This is a genomic window from Undibacterium sp. GW821-FHT11H02, assembly GCF_058808015.1.
This window is the reverse complement of sequence record NZ_JBXARG010000001.1, coordinates 310584-327283: the sequence shown is the minus strand read 5'-3', so window position 1 is coordinate 327283 and position 16700 is coordinate 310584. Positions and strand designations below refer to the sequence as shown.

13 protein-coding genes are annotated in these 16700 nt (G+C 46.5%); 6 read left to right on the top strand and 7 right to left on the bottom strand.

Features of this window, described 5'->3' with window-relative positions:
• Positions 1 to 2 precede the first annotated feature (2 nt).
• The 5 genes from dapE to dapC form a co-directional block, all read right to left on the bottom strand.
• On the bottom strand, positions 3 to 1133 hold the full coding sequence (gene dapE / locus AC1RR2_RS01410) for a succinyl-diaminopimelate desuccinylase (RefSeq protein ID WP_493220511.1): 1131 nt from the start codon (positions 1131 to 1133) through the stop codon (positions 3 to 5).
• Positions 1130 to 1519, bottom strand: a complete 390-nt coding sequence (locus AC1RR2_RS01405; RefSeq protein ID WP_493220510.1) for an arsenate reductase — start codon at positions 1517 to 1519, stop codon at positions 1130 to 1132. Before AC1RR2_RS01405 ends, dapE begins: the two co-directional genes overlap by 4 nt.
• A gap of 2 nt (positions 1520 to 1521) precedes the next feature.
• Positions 1522 to 2661, bottom strand: a complete 1140-nt coding sequence (locus tag AC1RR2_RS01400) for a PilT/PilU family type 4a pilus ATPase (RefSeq protein WP_493220509.1) — start codon at positions 2659 to 2661, stop codon at positions 1522 to 1524.
• A gap of 90 nt (positions 2662 to 2751) precedes the next feature.
• Positions 2752 to 3579: a 2,3,4,5-tetrahydropyridine-2,6-dicarboxylate N-succinyltransferase gene (dapD, locus tag AC1RR2_RS01395; RefSeq protein ID WP_493220508.1), complete on the bottom strand. Its 828-nt coding sequence runs from the start codon at positions 3577 to 3579 to the stop codon at positions 2752 to 2754.
• A gap of 59 nt (positions 3580 to 3638) precedes the next feature.
• Complete coding sequence (gene dapC, locus AC1RR2_RS01390) at positions 3639 to 4868, bottom strand: succinyldiaminopimelate transaminase (RefSeq protein WP_493220507.1); 1230 nt, start codon at positions 4866 to 4868, stop codon at positions 3639 to 3641.
• 434 nt (positions 4869 to 5302) lie between these two features.
• Between dapC and smc the strand changes: the two genes are divergently transcribed.
• From smc to def, 5 genes are all read left to right on the top strand, one after another.
• Positions 5303 to 8815 (top strand): chromosome segregation protein SMC, encoded by a 3513-nt coding sequence (gene smc / locus AC1RR2_RS01385; protein ID WP_493220506.1) that lies wholly within the window; start codon positions 5303 to 5305, stop codon positions 8813 to 8815.
• 5 nt (positions 8816 to 8820) lie between these two features.
• Complete coding sequence (locus AC1RR2_RS01380) at positions 8821 to 9915, top strand: cell division protein ZipA C-terminal FtsZ-binding domain-containing protein (protein ID WP_493220505.1); 1095 nt, start codon at positions 8821 to 8823, stop codon at positions 9913 to 9915.
• A gap of 19 nt (positions 9916 to 9934) precedes the next feature.
• Complete coding sequence (gene ligA, locus AC1RR2_RS01375; RefSeq protein WP_493220504.1) at positions 9935 to 12001, top strand: NAD-dependent DNA ligase LigA; 2067 nt, start codon at positions 9935 to 9937, stop codon at positions 11999 to 12001.
• Positions 12002 to 12102: 101 nt separating this feature from the next.
• The gene (galU, locus tag AC1RR2_RS01370) at positions 12103 to 12987 is read left to right on the top strand and encodes a UTP--glucose-1-phosphate uridylyltransferase GalU (RefSeq protein WP_493220503.1); all 885 of its coding nucleotides are present in this window, start codon (positions 12103 to 12105) and stop codon (positions 12985 to 12987) included.
• 32 nt (positions 12988 to 13019) lie between these two features.
• A complete protein-coding gene (def, locus tag AC1RR2_RS01365; protein ID WP_493220502.1) occupies positions 13020 to 13553 on the top strand; it encodes a peptide deformylase in 534 nt (177 codons plus the stop codon).
• Between the two features lie 122 nt (positions 13554 to 13675).
• Here def and AC1RR2_RS01360 read toward each other — a convergent pair.
• A protein-coding gene (locus AC1RR2_RS01360) for an IS3 family transposase (RefSeq protein WP_493220501.1) occupies positions 13676 to 15212 on the bottom strand; the annotation gives its coding sequence in 2 pieces (ribosomal slippage) (positions 13676 to 14743 and positions 14745 to 15212; 1536 coding nt in all).
• Between the two features lie 61 nt (positions 15213 to 15273).
• Here AC1RR2_RS01360 and AC1RR2_RS01355 point away from each other — a divergent pair.
• Complete coding sequence (locus AC1RR2_RS01355; RefSeq protein ID WP_493220500.1) at positions 15274 to 15576, top strand: hypothetical protein; 303 nt, start codon at positions 15274 to 15276, stop codon at positions 15574 to 15576.
• A gap of 342 nt (positions 15577 to 15918) precedes the next feature.
• Here AC1RR2_RS01355 and AC1RR2_RS01350 read toward each other — a convergent pair whose 3' ends face one another.
• Positions 15919 to 16665 (bottom strand): pseudouridine synthase, encoded by a 747-nt coding sequence (locus tag AC1RR2_RS01350; RefSeq protein WP_186942314.1) that lies wholly within the window; start codon positions 16663 to 16665, stop codon positions 15919 to 15921.
• Positions 16666 to 16700: the final 35 nt, after the last annotated feature.

Sequence of the window (16700 nt, the reverse complement as noted above, 5' to 3'; positions counted from 1 at the left end):
TTCTAGTTTAGTAAAAGATTTTCCAGCGCACGGCGATAGATGTTTTTGAGTGGATCGATGTAACGCACTTCGATGTGCTCATCAATTTTATGAATGCTGCCATTCGGTGGTCCAAATTCGACAACCTGTGGGCAAATTTTTGCGATGAAGCGGCCGTCTGAAGTGCCGCCCGTGGTCGATAATTCTGTGGTCACCCCAGTTTCATCCAAGATTGCTTGGGCCAGGGCATCACTCAAATTTCCTTTTGGTGTTAAGAAAGGATGGCCACCTACGGTCCACTTTAAGTCGTAATTGAGTTGATGCTTGTCGAGAATGGCATGCACACGTTGTTGCAAACCTTCAGCCGTGCTGGCTGTGGAAAAACGGAAGTTAAAATCAATTACTATTTCCCCCGGTATAACATTCGAAGCTCCCGTGCCGCCGTGAATATTCGACATCTGCCATGAGGTTGGCAGGTAGTAGTCATTGCCTTGATCCCATACTTCATTCACCAATTCTGCCATTGCAGGCGCAGCTAAATGGATAGGATTTTTTGCGAGATGTGGATAAGCGATATGACCTTGTATTCCTTTAACGGTTAGTTTGCCAGACATGGTGCCGCGTCGACCATTTTTAATGGTATCACCAAGAACCTCGCTGGAAGTCGGTTCACCCACGATGCAATAATCAAGTTGCTCGCCGCGTTCTTTGAGTTTATTGCAAACTACCACGGTGCCATCTGTAGCTGGGCCTTCCTCATCGCTGGTGATTAAAAAGCCGATGGAGCCAGGATGATCAGGATGGGCGGTGACGAATTCTTCGGTGGCAATCACGAATGCGGCAATTGACGTCTTCATATCCGCTGCGCCACGGCCAAACAATTTACCATCTCTATGTGTGGGCGCAAATGGTTCGGATTGCCATTGAGTGGCTGGTCCGGTCGGAACCACATCGGTGTGACCCGCGAACACGACGAGTGGCTGTGTGTTACCGCGACGAGCCCACAAATTGGTGACTTCCCCAGATTGTATGGTTTCGCACGTAAAACCTAAGGGAGTTAATAATTTAATTAATGTGTTTTGGCAGCCTTTATCTTCTGGTGTAACAGAATCTAATGCAATTAGTTGCTCAGTGAGGGTGAGAGTTTTACTCATGAAAACTTGGTTTCTTTAAAAATAATTTGGTACTGTTGATCATTGAAGCCTACACCCACATGTTGGTGTTCATTGGCATCAATTTGTAAGACCGGGCGTTTGATCAGCGAAGGATTGGCTAACAGTAAAGCAATCGCTTCGGCTTCATTGTCAGCCTGAGACTTTTGTTCTTCTGTTAGTGCACGCCAGCTCGTGCCTTTGCGATTGATTAGGGTATTAAGATCGATTTTTTGTAACCAGATTTCTACTTGTGTCTGGCTCAAACCGTCTTTTTTAAAATTGTGAAAAGAAAAGGGAATTGCCTCCTGCTCTAGCCAAGTACGAGCTTTCTTGACTGTGTCACAGTTAGGGATGCCAAATAAGGTGATGCGGCTTGATGCACTCATAATTACATATTCAAATTAAATTCAGTAAACGTGGCTTCGGTGTGGTGTTCTGGCTCTGGCTCGGCCTGTGCTTTCTGGGCTAAAGCTGTGTCATTGTTGAGTAACCATAATAAGTTATTCGCAGAGTCCGCGTTGGCCAATCCTTCTTCTTGTGTAATCAAACCGTCTTTAATTAATTGCAGCAATGCGCGTTCAAAAGTCTGGGATCCTGGCGCCAAACTCTTTTCAATCGCTTCCTTGATCTGGAAAATATTACCCTGTTCAATCAATTCCGCTACATACCGAGTATTGAGCATGATCTCAACGGCAGGACAGCGACCACCATCAATGGCCTTGATTAGTCGCTGCGAAATGATAGCCTTGATCGCAGAGGCTAAGTCCAAAAGTAAGGCACTGCGATTCTCGATTGGAAAGAAACTGATAATGCGATTCAATGCCTGATAACTATTATTTGCATGCAGAGTTGCCACCACCAAGTGACCCGACTGGGCGTAGGCAATCGCTGCCATCATGGTTTCCAAGTCACGAATTTCACCGATCAAAATTACATCTGGTGCTTGGCGTAAGGAATTACGCAAAGCGGTCTTTAAACTGTCAGCATCGGTGCCTACTTCGCGTTGATTGACAATCGATTTCTTACTTCGGAACAGATATTCAATAGGGTCTTCGATAGTCAGGATGTGCCCAGTCTTTGTCTCATTGCGATAATCAAGCATGGAGGCAATTGAGGTTGACTTACCTGAGCCGGTCGCACCCACCACTAAAATTAAACCACGCTTTTCCATGACTAGTTCAGAAAGCACAGGCGGCAAGTGCAAGCTCGCGAAGGCGGGAATATTTCCTGGAACAAAACGAAACACTGCGGAAGTAGAGCCGCGTTGTCTAAAGGCCGATAAGCGGAAACGACCAACACCCGCCATACCGATACCTACATTGAGTTCATTATCCCGCTTGTACTGCGCGATCTGTTCGGCAGAAAGGACCTCTGCCAGCAAAGTCATAATATTATCTTCGTCCATCTTTTGTTGATTGATGGGGAGGAGATTGCCATTGATTTTTAAATGTATCGGCGAATTCATCGCGAAAAACATGTCCGATGCGTTCTTTTCCTTCATCAATTGAAACAAACGATCCATTGCCATGATAATTCCTCTGTGAAGATAGAAGGTTTAAACCTTATTGTTCGATATTATGACTTTGCTTTATGACGGTTAAATTGGCAAAATACCTGCTTATGCGCCGCGCAGTAATTCATTAATGCTAGTTTTGGATCGCGTTTGCGCATCAACTCGCTTCACGATGACAGCGCAATACAAACTGTATTTGCCACAAGCTGAAGGTAAATTGCCAGAGACGACAACAGAACCTGCGGGGATACGGCCATAGGTGACTTCACCAGTTGCACGATCATAAATCTTAGTGGATTGGCCGATATACACGCCCATAGAAATCACAGAATTTTCTTCTACGATTACACCTTCGACGACTTCTGAACGTGCGCCGATAAAGCAATTATCTTCAATGATGGTGGGATTTGCTTGCATAGGTTCCAATACGCCACCAATGCCGACGCCGCCAGATAAATGAACGTTCTTACCGATTTGTGCGCAGGAGCCGACTGTCGCCCAGGTGTCAACCATCGCACCTTCATCGACATAGGCTCCAATGTTGACATAAGACGGCATCAACACGACGTTCTTGCCGATGAAACTACCACGACGTGCGACCGCTGGTGGTACGACGCGGAAGCCACCTTTAGCGAAATCTTCTGCAGTGTAATTAGCAAACTTAGTCGGCACTTTGTCAAAAAATTGCATGTGCTCACCAGATGGCATCACGATATTGTCTTCCAGGCGGAAAGACAGTAACACCGCTTTCTTTACCCATTGATTGACATGCCATGCGCCTTCAATTTTTTGCGCGACGCGTAAGTTGCCAGAGTCAAGTTGCTCGAGGACATGCGCGACGGCTTCACGTAGCTCTGCAGGTGCATTTTTCGGTGAAAAACTAGCGCGGTCTTCCCATGCCTGATCGATGATGTTTTGTAATTGCTGTGTCATGACGTTATTTGAGTAAAGTGAAAGATAACAAAAATTGAAAACCGAAATCTAAATCTTGTCTAAGCCTGGTGGGCTAGTATGAGTTGGCGGGTGTAAGTAGCGATTCTCTGTGCAGCTTCCATGCACTCCTCGACCTCGGCCACTAAGGCCATCCGAATTCGGTTGCTACCAGGATTGATGCCATGCGCCTCGCGCGCTAAAAAGCTGCCAGGCAAAACTGTCACATTATAGTCTCGGTAAAGACCTTGCGCGAACTCTGTATCAGAGATTTGAATGTGCTTGTCCACGCCCGCCCAAAGGTAAAAAGCAGCGTCAGGTAAATCTACATCAAGCACTTCTTGGAGAACAGGGGTGACCTGTGAAAATTTCTTCACGTATAAAGCACGGTTCTCAACGACGTGTTGTTCGTCATTCCACGCAGCGATTGAAGCAGCTTGGATACTAGGCGACATCGCGCCGCCGTGATAAGTGCGATATAGCAAAAATTGTTTGATAATGTTGGCATCGCCAGCCACAAAGCCTGAGCGCATGCCAGGAACGTTGGAACGTTTGGAGAGACTCGATAATGTGATCAAACGTGGATAGTCATTGCGACCTAAAGCGCGCGCTGCTGCTAGGCTGCCTAGTGGCGCAGTGTCACCAAAATAAATCTCGGAATAGCATTCGTCCGCTGCGATGACAAAATTATAGCGATCCGATAAATGAAATAATTCTTCCCAGTCATTGAGCGTTAGTACTGCGCCCGTTGGATTGCCGGGGGAGCATACGTATAATAATTGCGTGCGCTGCCAGATGGCTTCTGGAATCTGACTAAAATCGGGGGCGAAATTTTTTGCTGGATTGGCATTCGCAAAATAGGGCTCAGCGCCAGCTAAATAGGCGGCACCTTCATAAATTTGGTAGAACGGGTTTGGGCACATCACGATAGGTGCGCCGTGGCTATTCTTGCTTGGATCAATTACTGCTTGAGCCAATGAAAATAGGGCTTCACGTGAGCCATTTACGGGCAAAATCTGTGTTGCTGCGTCCAAAGCAGGAATGCCATAGCGTTGCGCCAGCCAATTGCTGATTGCCACGCGTAATCCTTCCACGCCATTGGTCGATGGATAATTGGCCAAGCCATTTAAGTTGGCAATCAATGCATCTTTAATTAATTGTGGCGTGGCATGCTTAGGTTCGCCAAGTCCCAGACTGATAGCGCTGTAATCGGGATTGGGGGTAATGCTAGCAAACAGGCGTTTCAATTTTTCAAACGGATAAGCTTGTAGTTTTTCTAAATTGGGATTCACGGAGAAATTCGCTTAAAAATACGGAGAAAGGTAAGATCTAAAATTAAAACTTAAGAATATGGCAATTGCGTCTTCAATAGCAAGCTTATGCGTTTTTTTGCGAGTGAAAACCAAAAAAACAGTGACGCCAATAAACTCCTATTATAGCCGTGCTTGTACTAGGCTAAGGAAGCAAGTTCGGGGAAGTTCAGCCTAATCTTTAAATAAACTGTCAAGGTCTGCGTTTTTTAGCGTCGTCAGTCTGTCAAAATCTGTAAAACTAGGCCTGCAGAATGTTATGATGTGCGGTCTTACTTGTTGGAATGGTAAGTTGAATGTTGAATTAATTATCACCTAATATGAAACTTTTGCAAAAATGCAAGGCGTATTGTTAGCGTGATGTAAGCGGGTTGATTGTGTGCATCTTGGTCTAAAAATCGATAAATAAAAATAACGTGCGCTTAACTTCTATTAAATTAGCTGGATTTAAATCCTTCGTAGATCCCACTCACTTTCATGTTCCTGGCCAATTAGTCGGTGTAGTTGGTCCGAACGGCTGCGGCAAATCGAATATTATCGATGCCGTGCGCTGGGTTTTGGGCGAATCAAAAGCTTCTGAATTGCGTGGCGAATCCATGCAAGACGTTATTTTTAATGGCTCTACGCATCGTAAGCCTGCTGGGCGCTCTTCGGTTGAATTGATTTTTGATAACAGTTTAGGTAAAGCGGCAGGGCAGTGGAGTCAATACGCCGAGATCGCCGTTAAACGTACCCTGACGCGCGATGGTACTTCAACTTATTACATCAACGGTCAGCCGGTGCGCCGCCGTGATATTCAAGATATTTTCTTAGGCACTGGTCTGGGGCCGCGCGCTTACGCGATTATCGGTCAGGGCATGATTTCTCGCATTATTGAGTCACGTCCAGAAGAACTGCGCGTATTCTTGGAGGAAGCCGCGGGTGTGTCACGTTATAAAGAGCGTCGCCGCGAAACCGAAAATCGCATTCACGACACCCACGAAAATTTGGTACGTGTCGAAGATATTTTGCGTGAGTTAAACAATAATTTAGAAAAACTTGAAGCGCAGGCTGTCGTCGCCAATAAATATCACTCTTTACAAGCAGATCAGGAAGAAAAGCAAAAGCTATTGTGGATGCTACGCAAGCGCGAAGCGGCAACCGAGCAGAAAAAGTATTTTGCTGAAATCGAAAAATGCCAGCTGGATCTGGAAGAACAAACGGCCAAGTTACGCCATGTCGAATTAGAACTCGATCAAATGCGTCAGGCGCACTATGCAGTCGGTGACAAGATGCATCAGGCGCAGGGCAATTTGTACCAGACTAATGCAGAAATCGGTAGTTTAGAAGCGCAGATTAAATTCGTCATAGAATCACGCGCACGTTTGCAATCGCAATTAAATTCTCTGTCAGCCCAGCGCGATCAATGGCAGCGTCAAGGCCAACAATTCCAAGATGATTTGTCCGATGCAGAAATGCATGTCGAAGAATTGGCGATGCGTAGTGAACAAGCGCAAGAGACGGTAGCGCAACAAAACGAAAAAATTCCGGCACTCGAACAAGTCTGGCGTGATGCGCAACTCAAATCGACCGAGTCACGCGCCAAAATCATGCAGATGCAACAGCAGATCGAGCTCGAATCTGCGCATCAACGTAATGCCTCGAATATTCTGAATACCTTAGCGGTACGCCGTGAACGTCTGAATCAAGAGAAGCAAGGCTTGGTCATTCCGGACTCGTCGCATTTACAAAACCTGGCTCTGCAACTAGAAGAAAAAAAGCAGATGTTAGAAGAAACGACGATGCAACTGGAAGAAGCGCAAGAGCGTTTGCCACAGTTGGAAGAAGACCGCCGTTCCGCACAAGAGCAAGTCAACAAAGATACAACGCAATCAGCGCAACTCGATGCGCGTTTGGCGGCTTTGAAATCCTTACAGGAAAAAGTCGAAAGCCAGGGCAAAGTTCAGCCATGGCTGGCGAAACATGAATTAGAGAAATTGCCGAAATTATGGCAAAAAGTGCAGATAGAAAACGGCTGGCAAACCGCATTGGAATCCATATTGCGTGAGCGTACTTCCGCTTTGGAAATGTCGAATTTGGAATGGGCGAAAGCTTTTTTTAATGACGCGCCACCAGCGAAATTAGCCCTATATGCGCCGCAAGTCATCGCACCCGTGGTAATGGTAGAAGGGCTCAAGCCACTACTGAGTTTATTGCAACTCAATGATGCTGGTGTCCGTAGCGTCATGCAAGATTGGCTGCACAATGTATACATCGCGCCGGATGCGCCGACGGCATTTGTCGAGCGTGCGAAGTTGCCAGCAGGCGCGAGTTTCATTACTAAAGAAGGTCATTTAATCAGTGCGAATAGCGTGCGTTTTTACGCTGCAGATTCTGAACAAGATGGTGTGCTCGCGCGTCAGCAAGAAATTGAAAACATCACTAAACAAGCACGTGCTCAGCATCTGTTGGCTGATGAGGGAAAAACCCGTGCGGTGCGTGCCGAAGCTTTATTGAGTCAGGCGACTCAAGCTTTGCAAGAGTTACGCGTACGTGTTGCTGGTTTAACGCAAGCGGTTCACGGTCTGCAAATCGAATACATGAAATTGGCTGAAGTGCAGGAGCGCTTCAATCAACGTAGTACACAGATTCATGCAGATTTGGCTGAAATCGCAGAGCAAGAGCAAGAACAACAAACCGCACGCACAGAGTCGGAAGCGAAGTTTGAAGAGCTCGATATCGCCCTGGCTGAAATGCAGGAAACACATGAAGATGGGCAGACAGCCTTCCTCGAAAAAGAACAGCATTTGAACGACGCCCGTTCCCGTTTGCGTGATCTGGAATTGGCAGCACAAGAGGCGAGTTTTGCCGAAAAAACGCATCGCGTCAAAATGGAAGAACTCAAACGCAATATCGCCACTGCCTTAGAACAATCTTCGCAATTATTTGCGAATATGCAGCAAGGCCAGCTTGAATTAGAAAGTATGGATGAGCAGACCGCCCATGCTGGTTTGCAAACCTTATTAGAAAAACGTAGCGATCAAGAACGTGTCTTGGCAGACGCACGTCATGAGCTCGATCAATTAACGCAAAAACTGCGTCATGCAGAAGAATCGAAAATGCAAGTTGAGCGCAGCTTGCAACCGCAACGTGATCGCATCGTTGAATTGCAATTGAAAGAACAAGCAGCCCGTTTGAATCAAGAACAATTTGAAGAACAATTGCGTAATTTTGAAGTTGATGAAGCCGCGCTAGAAGATAAATTACACGATGATCTGAAGCCGTCATATTTGCAAGGCGAGGTCACGCGTTTAAGCAATGCGATTGCAGCGCTTGGTGCAGTGAACTTAGCGGCCTTGGATGAATTAGCGCAGGCAACTGAACGTAAAACTTTCCTCGATGCGCAGTACGCTGATTTGACCGAAGCGATCACAACTTTGCAAGATGCAATTCAAAAAATTGATATTGAGACACGGGATTTATTGCAAGATACCTTCAATCGCGTGAATCATCATTTTGCTGAATTATTCCCGATTTTGTTTGGTGGCGGTCAGGCAAAATTGATTATGACGGGCGACGAAATTCTTGATTCTGGTGTGCAGGTCATGGCGCAACCGCCAGGTAAAAAGAACGCGACGATTCATCTGTTGTCGGGTGGTGAAAAAGCATTGACAGCGACGGCTTTAGTGTTCTCGATGTTCCAATTAAATCCGGCGCCATTCTGCTTACTCGATGAGGTCGATGCACCGCTGGATGACTCAAACACAGAACGTTTCTGTAATATGGTGAAACGTATGTCTAGCAATACACAATTTTTATTTATCTCCCACAATAAGATTGCAATGGAAATGGCGCAACAATTAATCGGCGTCACCATGCAAGAGCAGGGGGTTTCTCGAATCGTTGCGGTCGATATGGAATCGGCGGCAAGTTTAGTTGGTGAGGGTTAGGCAGTATGACGGATTTTCAATTAAGTTTGATCGCGGCAGGTGTGGCATTTGTCGTCGTGGTTTACGTTTATAGCAAATGGCAAGAATATCGCGCACGAAAAAGTGTTGATCGGGCGTTTTCTGGCGGACATGATGATGTCTTGATGAGTGCGCGTGATGATACGGATTTGATTCGCCAAGAACCGCAATTCAATCAAGACGATTTGAGTGATATCAGTGACATAAGCCAAGACCCAGGTTCGAACACTTTTAACGCTGATCAGGTTCATAACACCAAGCCCGACTTTGATGCCACCGTGTATGGCAAAGAATTGTCTGTCGATGATTTGATCGACTGCGTTATTCCGCTTGAATTCGAAGCGCCGATTCGTGGCGAGAAGTTGCTTAAAGAAATTGGTGAATTGAAATATGTAGGGCGTAAGCCTGTCCATTTTATTGGTTTAACGCACGATGGAAAACGCGATGAAATTGCGCATGGTGGCGTTTATACTGCGCTGTTTGCTGGCGTGCAAATGGTCAGTCGTAGTGGGCCGCTAAATGAATTGGAATATTCTGAATTCGTTAGTAAATTGCGCGAGATCGCTGATCGCCTCAATGCCCATTCCGATGTACCTGATATGAATCGAGTGATGTCAAATGCGCGCGAATTGCATCAATTCGTAGCTGAGCACGACGCACAACTGAGCGTCAACGTCTTATCCAACGGTGCGCCTTGGGATATCGCCACTTTACTCGGCGCTTTGGAGAAACAAGGCTTTGATGTGCGCCCTGATGGCCGCTTGGTCATGCCAGATGGTGATGTCGGCAATTTGTTCACCTTATCCACCAATGTCAGTGCCAGTGAGACCGTCACCTCAAAATTAACTTTGTTGCTGGATGTACCTTGTGTGGCGCCAGATTTAGAAGGTTTTGGCGTCATGGCAAAATGCGCGCGCTCCTTAGCATCGCGTCTAGGTGGCACGGTAGTTGATGATGGAAATAATCCAATTTCTGATCAGGCTTTAGCTGAAATTGCCGACCAGGTGCGCGAGTTTTGCAATGCGATGGCGGTGGCTGAAATTCCTGCCGGCTCACGTCGTGCCAAGCGCCTGTTTAGTTAATTGAGTAGAGCGTTTTATCATGCAAAATGATTTATTTGCCGGCAATGTCGCACAGCAAACCGGGCAGGTAGAAGAGTCATTGCCTGAATTAGCACAGCGCTTACGTCGTGAGTTAACGCAACATGGCTATAACTATTACACACTCGATGCCCCCACGATACCCGACGCTGAATACGACAAGCTTTTTCAGCAATTGCAATCCTTAGAGGCGCAACATCCAGAATTAAAAACGACCGACAGCCCCACGCTGAGAGTGGGCGGTGCGGTATTGCCGGAATTCTCACAAGTTCAACATGCGGTAGCGATGCTGTCTTTGAATAATGGATTTGAGGACGAAGATGTGATTGCGTTCGACCGTCGTGCGCGCGAGGGATTGGAACTCAGTGGTCAAGATATTGAATATGCGATAGATTTAAAATTTGATGGCTTGGCGATTAATTTGCGCTATGTGAATGGCATATTCACACAAGCGGCGACTCGTGGTGATGGCTATACAGGTGAGGATGTAACTGAAAATATCCGCACAATTCGTAGTGTGCCATTACGATTGCGCAGTGAAAATCCACCTGCAATTTTGGATGTGCGCGGTGAAGTTTTGATGTTCAAATCTGATTTTGATAAGCTGAATCAACGTCAGCGTGATCTGGGCGCGAAGGAGTTTGCTAATCCTCGGAATGCCGCGGCGGGTAGCTTGCGTCAACTCGATTCGACAATCACGGCACAGCGAAATTTGCGTTTCTTTGCTTACGGAATTGGCTTGTTAGAAGGCGCTGATTTGCCCACTTCCCATCGCGATTTGCTCGCCTGGTATCAGAGCATGGGTGTTCCTACCTGTGAAGAAAAAGCTTTGGTTAAAGGTGCGCCAGGGCTACTGGATTTTTATCGCAACATACAAGAAAAGCGCGCGCAATTACCGTACGAAATTGATGGCGTTGTTTACAAAGTTAATCGTTTCGATCAACAAGCAACTTTAGGATTTGTGTCTCGCGCACCGCGCTTTGCGATTGCACATAAATTTCCAGCGGAAGAAGCATTAACGACAGTACTCGACATTGAAGTGCAGGTTGGTCGAACTGGTGCGATTACCCCGGTTGCGCGTTTAGCGCCAGTGTTCGTCGGTGGTGTGACGGTGACCAATGCAACATTGCACAATGAAGAAGAAATTCAACGCAAAGATGTGCGTGTTGGTGATACCGTTATCGTAAGGCGTGCTGGTGATGTGATCCCTGAAGTCGTTGCACCTGTTTTTGAAAAACGCCCAGAACAAACCAGTGTGTTTGTATTGCCAAAGCAATGCCCGATTTGCGGCTCTGATATTGTGAAATTAGAAGACGAAGCGATTGCCCGTTGCTCTGGTGGTTGGATTAAATGTGCTGCGCAGCGTAAAGGTGGTTTGTTCCATTTTGCATCACGTAAAGCTTTAAATATCGAAGGCTTGGGCGAACAATTGATTGAGCAATTGGTCGATAAGAATGTGGTGACAACTGCGGCAGATTTTTATAAATTGGGTCTGATGGCATTAGCTGAGCTCGATCGTATGGCAGAGAAATCGGCGCAGAACGTGCTGGACGCTCTTGAAAATTCTAAGTCAACCACCTTACCTCGATTTATATATGCGCTGGGAATTCGCCACGTTGGTGAGTCGACTGCAAAAGATTTAGCATTGAGCTTCGCCGATATGGAAACATTGATGGCAGCGAGCGAAGAGCAATTGCTGCAAGTGAACGATGTAGGGCCTGTTGTCGCACAATCGATTATTCGTTTTTTTGCTGATCCTTTTAATGTCGAGTTGGTGCATCAGTTGATTGCTTCTGGAATTCATTGGCCCGTGATAGAAAAATTGGATTTAAGTACGGCCGTGTTTGCTGGCAAAACTTTAGTCTTGACCGGCACTTTACCGACCTTGAGCCGCGAACAGGCGGGTGCTTTGATCGAAAAAAATGGCGGCAAGGTGGCTGGTTCCGTTTCCAAGAAAACCAGTTATGTCGTTGCTGGTGAAGATGCTGGCAGTAAATTATTAAAAGCTCGGGAGCTGGGTGTCGCAGTTTTGACGGAAGAAGAATTACTCGCGCTTTGCAATAAATAGCAGTGAATAGTCGGTTGGCGCCGAACAAAGTATAGCCCAACAAAGCAACACGGCAAGTTAAGAAAAAATATAACAAGTAAAAAAATTGGTGAGAGATATCCATGCAGAAAATTAAAAAAGCCGTTTTCCCTGTAGCTGGTTTTGGCAGTCGTTTTTTACCTGCGACAAAAGCACAACCTAAAGAAATGCTGTCTGTCGTTGATAAACCCTTGATTCAATATGCAGTGGAAGAAGCGGTAGAAGCAGGGATCACCGAAATGGTGTTCATCACAGGGCGCAATAAGCGTGCAATTGAAGATCACTTTGATACAGCCTATGAATTAGAAAGTGAACTAGAAGCGGCTGGTAAACATGCTTTGTTAGACATCGTACGCAGCGTCATTCCGAGTAATATTAATTGTATTTATATCCGTCAGCCAGCTGCTTTGGGTTTAGGGCATGCTGTACTGTGCGCTCGTCCAGTAGTTGGCGACGAACCATTCGCAGTCTTGTTGGCCGACGATCTAATGGATGTACGTCCCGGACAAAAAGGTGTCACTGCGCAGATGGCAGATTTGTATGCGCAAGAGGGTGGCAGCATCGTCGCGGTGCAAGATGTCTTGCGTGAGTTTACCAATCAATACGGTATCGTTAGCGGTTCACCCTATAAAGCGAATTTAGAACGCATGCATGGCATCGTCGAAAAACCAAAACCAGAAGAGGCACCATCGACGTTAGCGGTAGCGGGTCGTTATGTATTGTCAGGGAAAATTTTCAATTATTTGGAAAATTTGGGCAAGGGTTCTGGTGGTGAAATTCAATTGACCGATGGAATCGCGGCAATGCTCAAAGATGAACCCGTGTTTGCCTATCGCTGCGACGCGAAACGGTATGACTGCGGCTCTAAATTAGGTTACCTCAAAGCCAGTGTTGCACTCGGCTTAAAGCATCCCGATGTGGGCGAAGCATTTGCCAAATATTTGCATGAATTGATGGATTCTAAGTAATTGTTATTGATACCAACGGGAGATAGGTAGCCATGATTTATCCAATTTTAAAAATGGGTGACCCGCGCTTACTCAAAGTATCAGATGCCATCCATGAATTTGATACACCCGCTTTGCATCAGTTGATTGCGGATATGTTTGAGACTATGCAGCATGCCAATGGTGCTGGCCTGGCTGCGCCGCAAATTGGCATCAATCTGCAATTAGTGATTTTCGGTTTCAAGAAAAATTTACGTTATCCCGACGCGCCGAACGTGCCTGAAACCGTGCTGATCAATCCTGTGTTGACGCCTTTATCGGATGAGATGGATGATGCTTGGGAGGGATGTTTGTCAGTGCCGGGCATGAGAGGTTTAGTGCCACGTTGGAGTCAATTGCGTTACGAGGGTTTTGATCAATATGGTCAAAAGATCAGTCGTGATGTGGATGGTTTTCATGCGCGGGTGGTGCAGCACGAGACGGATCATTTGAATGGAGTTTTGTATCCTATGCGGATTAAGGATTTGACGCAGTTTGGGTTTACTGAGGTTTTGTTTCCTGAGTTGGATCCTGGTGAGGATGATTGAAGTTTTTTGATTCGTATTAATTTTACGGTTGAATTATTGTCTGTAGGTCGGGTGTGGTCCGACAGCCACTCACTTTTCTTGCTTCCGGTATGTGTCAAGGTACTTGTCGCTTAAATTTCAAATCATGCTGCTTTCATATAATCCTTTTCTTGCGCTTTTGCTTTTTCTGGATTGAGGTAGACGCTGTCATTTAACTTCCAGTTTCTCGTTCCTTCTGACCAGCGTAAAGGATGCCTTTGCCGTGCGAGTTGATATACCATCGTCCGTTGTGCTAACAAGGCACTCGATTCGCCACGATGGCGTTGTCCTGGCGTCAGGTATTTCAAGGCGCTATGGCAATGCTGTTCGTTATACCAATCAACAAATTGCGTGACCCAGAGGCGGGCTGCTTCCAGTGTATCAAACGGCCTTTCTGGCCATTGTGGACAGTATTTTGCCGTTTTAAATAAGGCTTCTGCATAGGCGTTGTCATTGCTTACTCGGGGACGACTAAATGAGGGCACCACGCCCAAATCGTACATGGCCGATAGCATGTTGGCGCCTCGCATCGCTGTTCCATTGTCTGAGTGAAGTACCAATGGTTTTCCCGCGATCTGTTCACGCAGACAACCTCGCCATAGCAGGTGGCTTGCATGTTCTGATGATTCATTTTCATGCACTTCATTGACCACTAGCTTGCGGCTGTAGATGTCTTTCATCATGTACCAGTAAAAGAATTTTCCTTTCACTGTCGTCGGTAGCCAGGTAATGTCCCAGCACCATACTTGATTCGGACCACTCGCTTGATGTGTCGTCAGCGGACGTTTCTGTGGGGGCTTACTACGCCCTCGTCGTTGTCCTTGCCCCACTGCTTTCATGATTCGATAAATGCTCGATTCCGATGCCAGATAAATGCCTTGATCTGCCAATTTGGGCACGATTTGGTGTGGCGTTAGGCTGGCATATTCAGGTAGGTTGATTGTTGCTAACAAAATCGTACGCTCTTCCTCACAGAGCTTATTTGCCGGACTTGGGTGGATCGTGTCAGTTCGTTTGTCTTTGGGCGTGTGTCGCCAGCGTTGTACTGTGCGCTCACTGAGTCCTAGCAATTCGCAGGCGAGGTGTTGACTGCGCCAGCCGTGACTGCTTGGTCTATCAGTTGCAGGGCATTGAGGCGATCTGAGGTGGCTATCATTCTTCCTTTGCCTTTCCCCAGATCGCCTCGGCTTTTTTTCTTAAATCCAGTAAGGCCTCCGATTCTGCCAATCGATTTCCTTGTTTGAGTAGCGCACGTTCTAGCTCGTTAATCCGTCTTGTTTGGCTAGCGCTAGGCCGTGTTTGTACTAATGACTCATTGGCTTGCTCACAAACCAGGCGCCATTCTCTGATTTGCTCCACATACAGGCCTCTTCTTCTGCAATATGCAGACAATTCAGTTTCACTTAAACTGGCTGCTTCCAGCACAATCTTGAACTTGTCTGCACTATTCCATTGGTCGCTTGATTTGCTGTCTCCGGGCACAATTCTTCCTTCTACTCTCGCTTCTTTCTGCCAAACTCGCAGTGTCGTCGTCGTGATTCCCGTTGCCTTGGCTAGTTCAACCACCGCTCGGTTAATTGGGACCATCATTTGTTCGATAGCCCATTCTTTTTGTTCTGCTGTGTAACGTACTTGTTTCATCATATTCTCAATTCCGCTCTCCGGTGGATTCCATTTATGTGGACGCGACATCTATCCTGACATGGAGAGCTTCGCCAAGAAAAGTAAGCAAAAGAAGGCGACCACGCTGCTACTGGCCTTCGGCTTCCCAATTGTGCAGGACAAAAAATGGGAAAGCCTTGAAACTCGCTACGCTCAAACAACAAGGCTTTCTTTATCCATTTTCTGCCCCGCACAATTGGCAGTGTCAGAAGTGGATGAAGTTCAAAAACAAATTCAAAAGCAACACCAACAACAAAACAATCAGCCTGAACGGCCATGCACTTTTTCAATTATCAGTTGGCGACCGTATGTTTTGACTTTGCTTTTGATCTACCCCGTTTGAGACGATGTAATTTGTGCTTCACAGAAAATGGATAAGAAAGTGTTGTTGTCTGAGCGAAGCGAGTTTCAACACTTTCCCATTTTTTGTGACGCACAAATTATGCTGGAGCGTAGCGTAAGCACCCCGCAGGGGCGAGTCTACGGTCGCCTTTTTTGGAGCACCTTTTTTGGCGAAGAAAAAAAGGTGCTTGGCTGTCGGGCCACACCCGACCTGTAAACGACGAGCTAGAGTGAAGATCAAAAAAGTGTGTGAACTTTGAACCATTAGGAATTAATGGTCTCCAGAAAAAAAGGAGCGGCAAACAAAGCCAGCTCCTTCATAAAGCTCTCAACAAACCAAAAATCAAAACGGCTCATCATCCCGCAAATACCGCCATTGTCCCTCAGGCAAATGCCCAAGACGCACTTTGCCAATACGCACACGTTTCAATCCAACTACCCGCAATCCCACCATTTCACACATGCGGCGAATCTGGCGTTTCTTGCCTTCTTTGAGGATGAACTGTAGTTGGTCTTCATTCATCCAGCGTACTTTTGCAGGAATCAGTTTTTTCCCATCTAAACTTAAGCCGTGATTGAGTAAACGCAAATCGCCGGCGGGTAATTTACCTGGCTTGGTGTATTCGACGCGCACCAAATATTCTTTCTCCACGTCGGTATTCTCACCAATCAAGGTCTTGGCGACGCGGCCATCTTGTGTCAGTACCAACAAGCCCACTGAATCAATATCCAAACGACCTGCCGGTACCAGGCTGCGCAATTGCGTCGGGTGAAATTCGTTTTCGACTTTGCACTCACTCCAGCGATTTTCCGCTTTGACTAAAGCAATCGCAGGTTCATAACCATCTTCCGCTTGCCCGCTGACATAGCCGACTGGTTTGTTGATAAGTATCGTTACGCGCTTCGATTGCTCGGCTGCGGCTTGACGTTCTACTGTGACTTTTTGATCAGGAAAGACTTTGCTGCCCAATTCGGACACTACTTTGCCGTCTACGCGTACCCAACCCTTAGCGATCCATTCATCTGCTTCGCGGCGTGAACACAGTCCTAATTCGGACATGCGTTTTGAGAGTCTTAATTGTTCTGTCATAGCTGATATTTCTTTTTATTGATTCTGGTTGTTCA

Excerpts from the sequence above, each read along its gene's own strand:
- galU (WP_493220503.1), top strand. The coding sequence starts at position 12,103 with ATGCAGAAAATTAAAAAAGCCGTTTTCCCTGTAGCTGGTTTTGGCAGT.
- AC1RR2_RS01355 (WP_493220500.1), top strand. The coding sequence starts at position 15,274 with ATGGAGAGCTTCGCCAAGAAAAGTAAGCAAAAGAAGGCGACCACGCTG.
- def (WP_493220502.1), top strand. The coding sequence starts at position 13,020 with ATGATTTATCCAATTTTAAAAATGGGTGACCCGCGCTTACTCAAAGTA.
- dapD (WP_493220508.1), bottom strand. The coding sequence starts at position 3,579 with ATGACACAGCAATTACAAAACATCATCGATCAGGCATGGGAAGACCGC.
- AC1RR2_RS01405 (WP_493220510.1), bottom strand. The coding sequence starts at position 1,519 with ATGAGTGCATCAAGCCGCATCACCTTATTTGGCATCCCTAACTGTGAC.
- AC1RR2_RS01400 (WP_493220509.1), bottom strand. The coding sequence starts at position 2,661 with ATGGCAATGGATCGTTTGTTTCAATTGATGAAGGAAAAGAACGCATCG.
- AC1RR2_RS01350 (WP_186942314.1), bottom strand. The coding sequence starts at position 16,665 with ATGACAGAACAATTAAGACTCTCAAAACGCATGTCCGAATTAGGACTG.
- ligA (WP_493220504.1), top strand. The coding sequence starts at position 9,935 with ATGCAAAATGATTTATTTGCCGGCAATGTCGCACAGCAAACCGGGCAG.
- AC1RR2_RS01380 (WP_493220505.1), top strand. The coding sequence starts at position 8,821 with ATGACGGATTTTCAATTAAGTTTGATCGCGGCAGGTGTGGCATTTGTC.
- dapE (WP_493220511.1), bottom strand. The coding sequence starts at position 1,133 with ATGAGTAAAACTCTCACCCTCACTGAGCAACTAATTGCATTAGATTCT.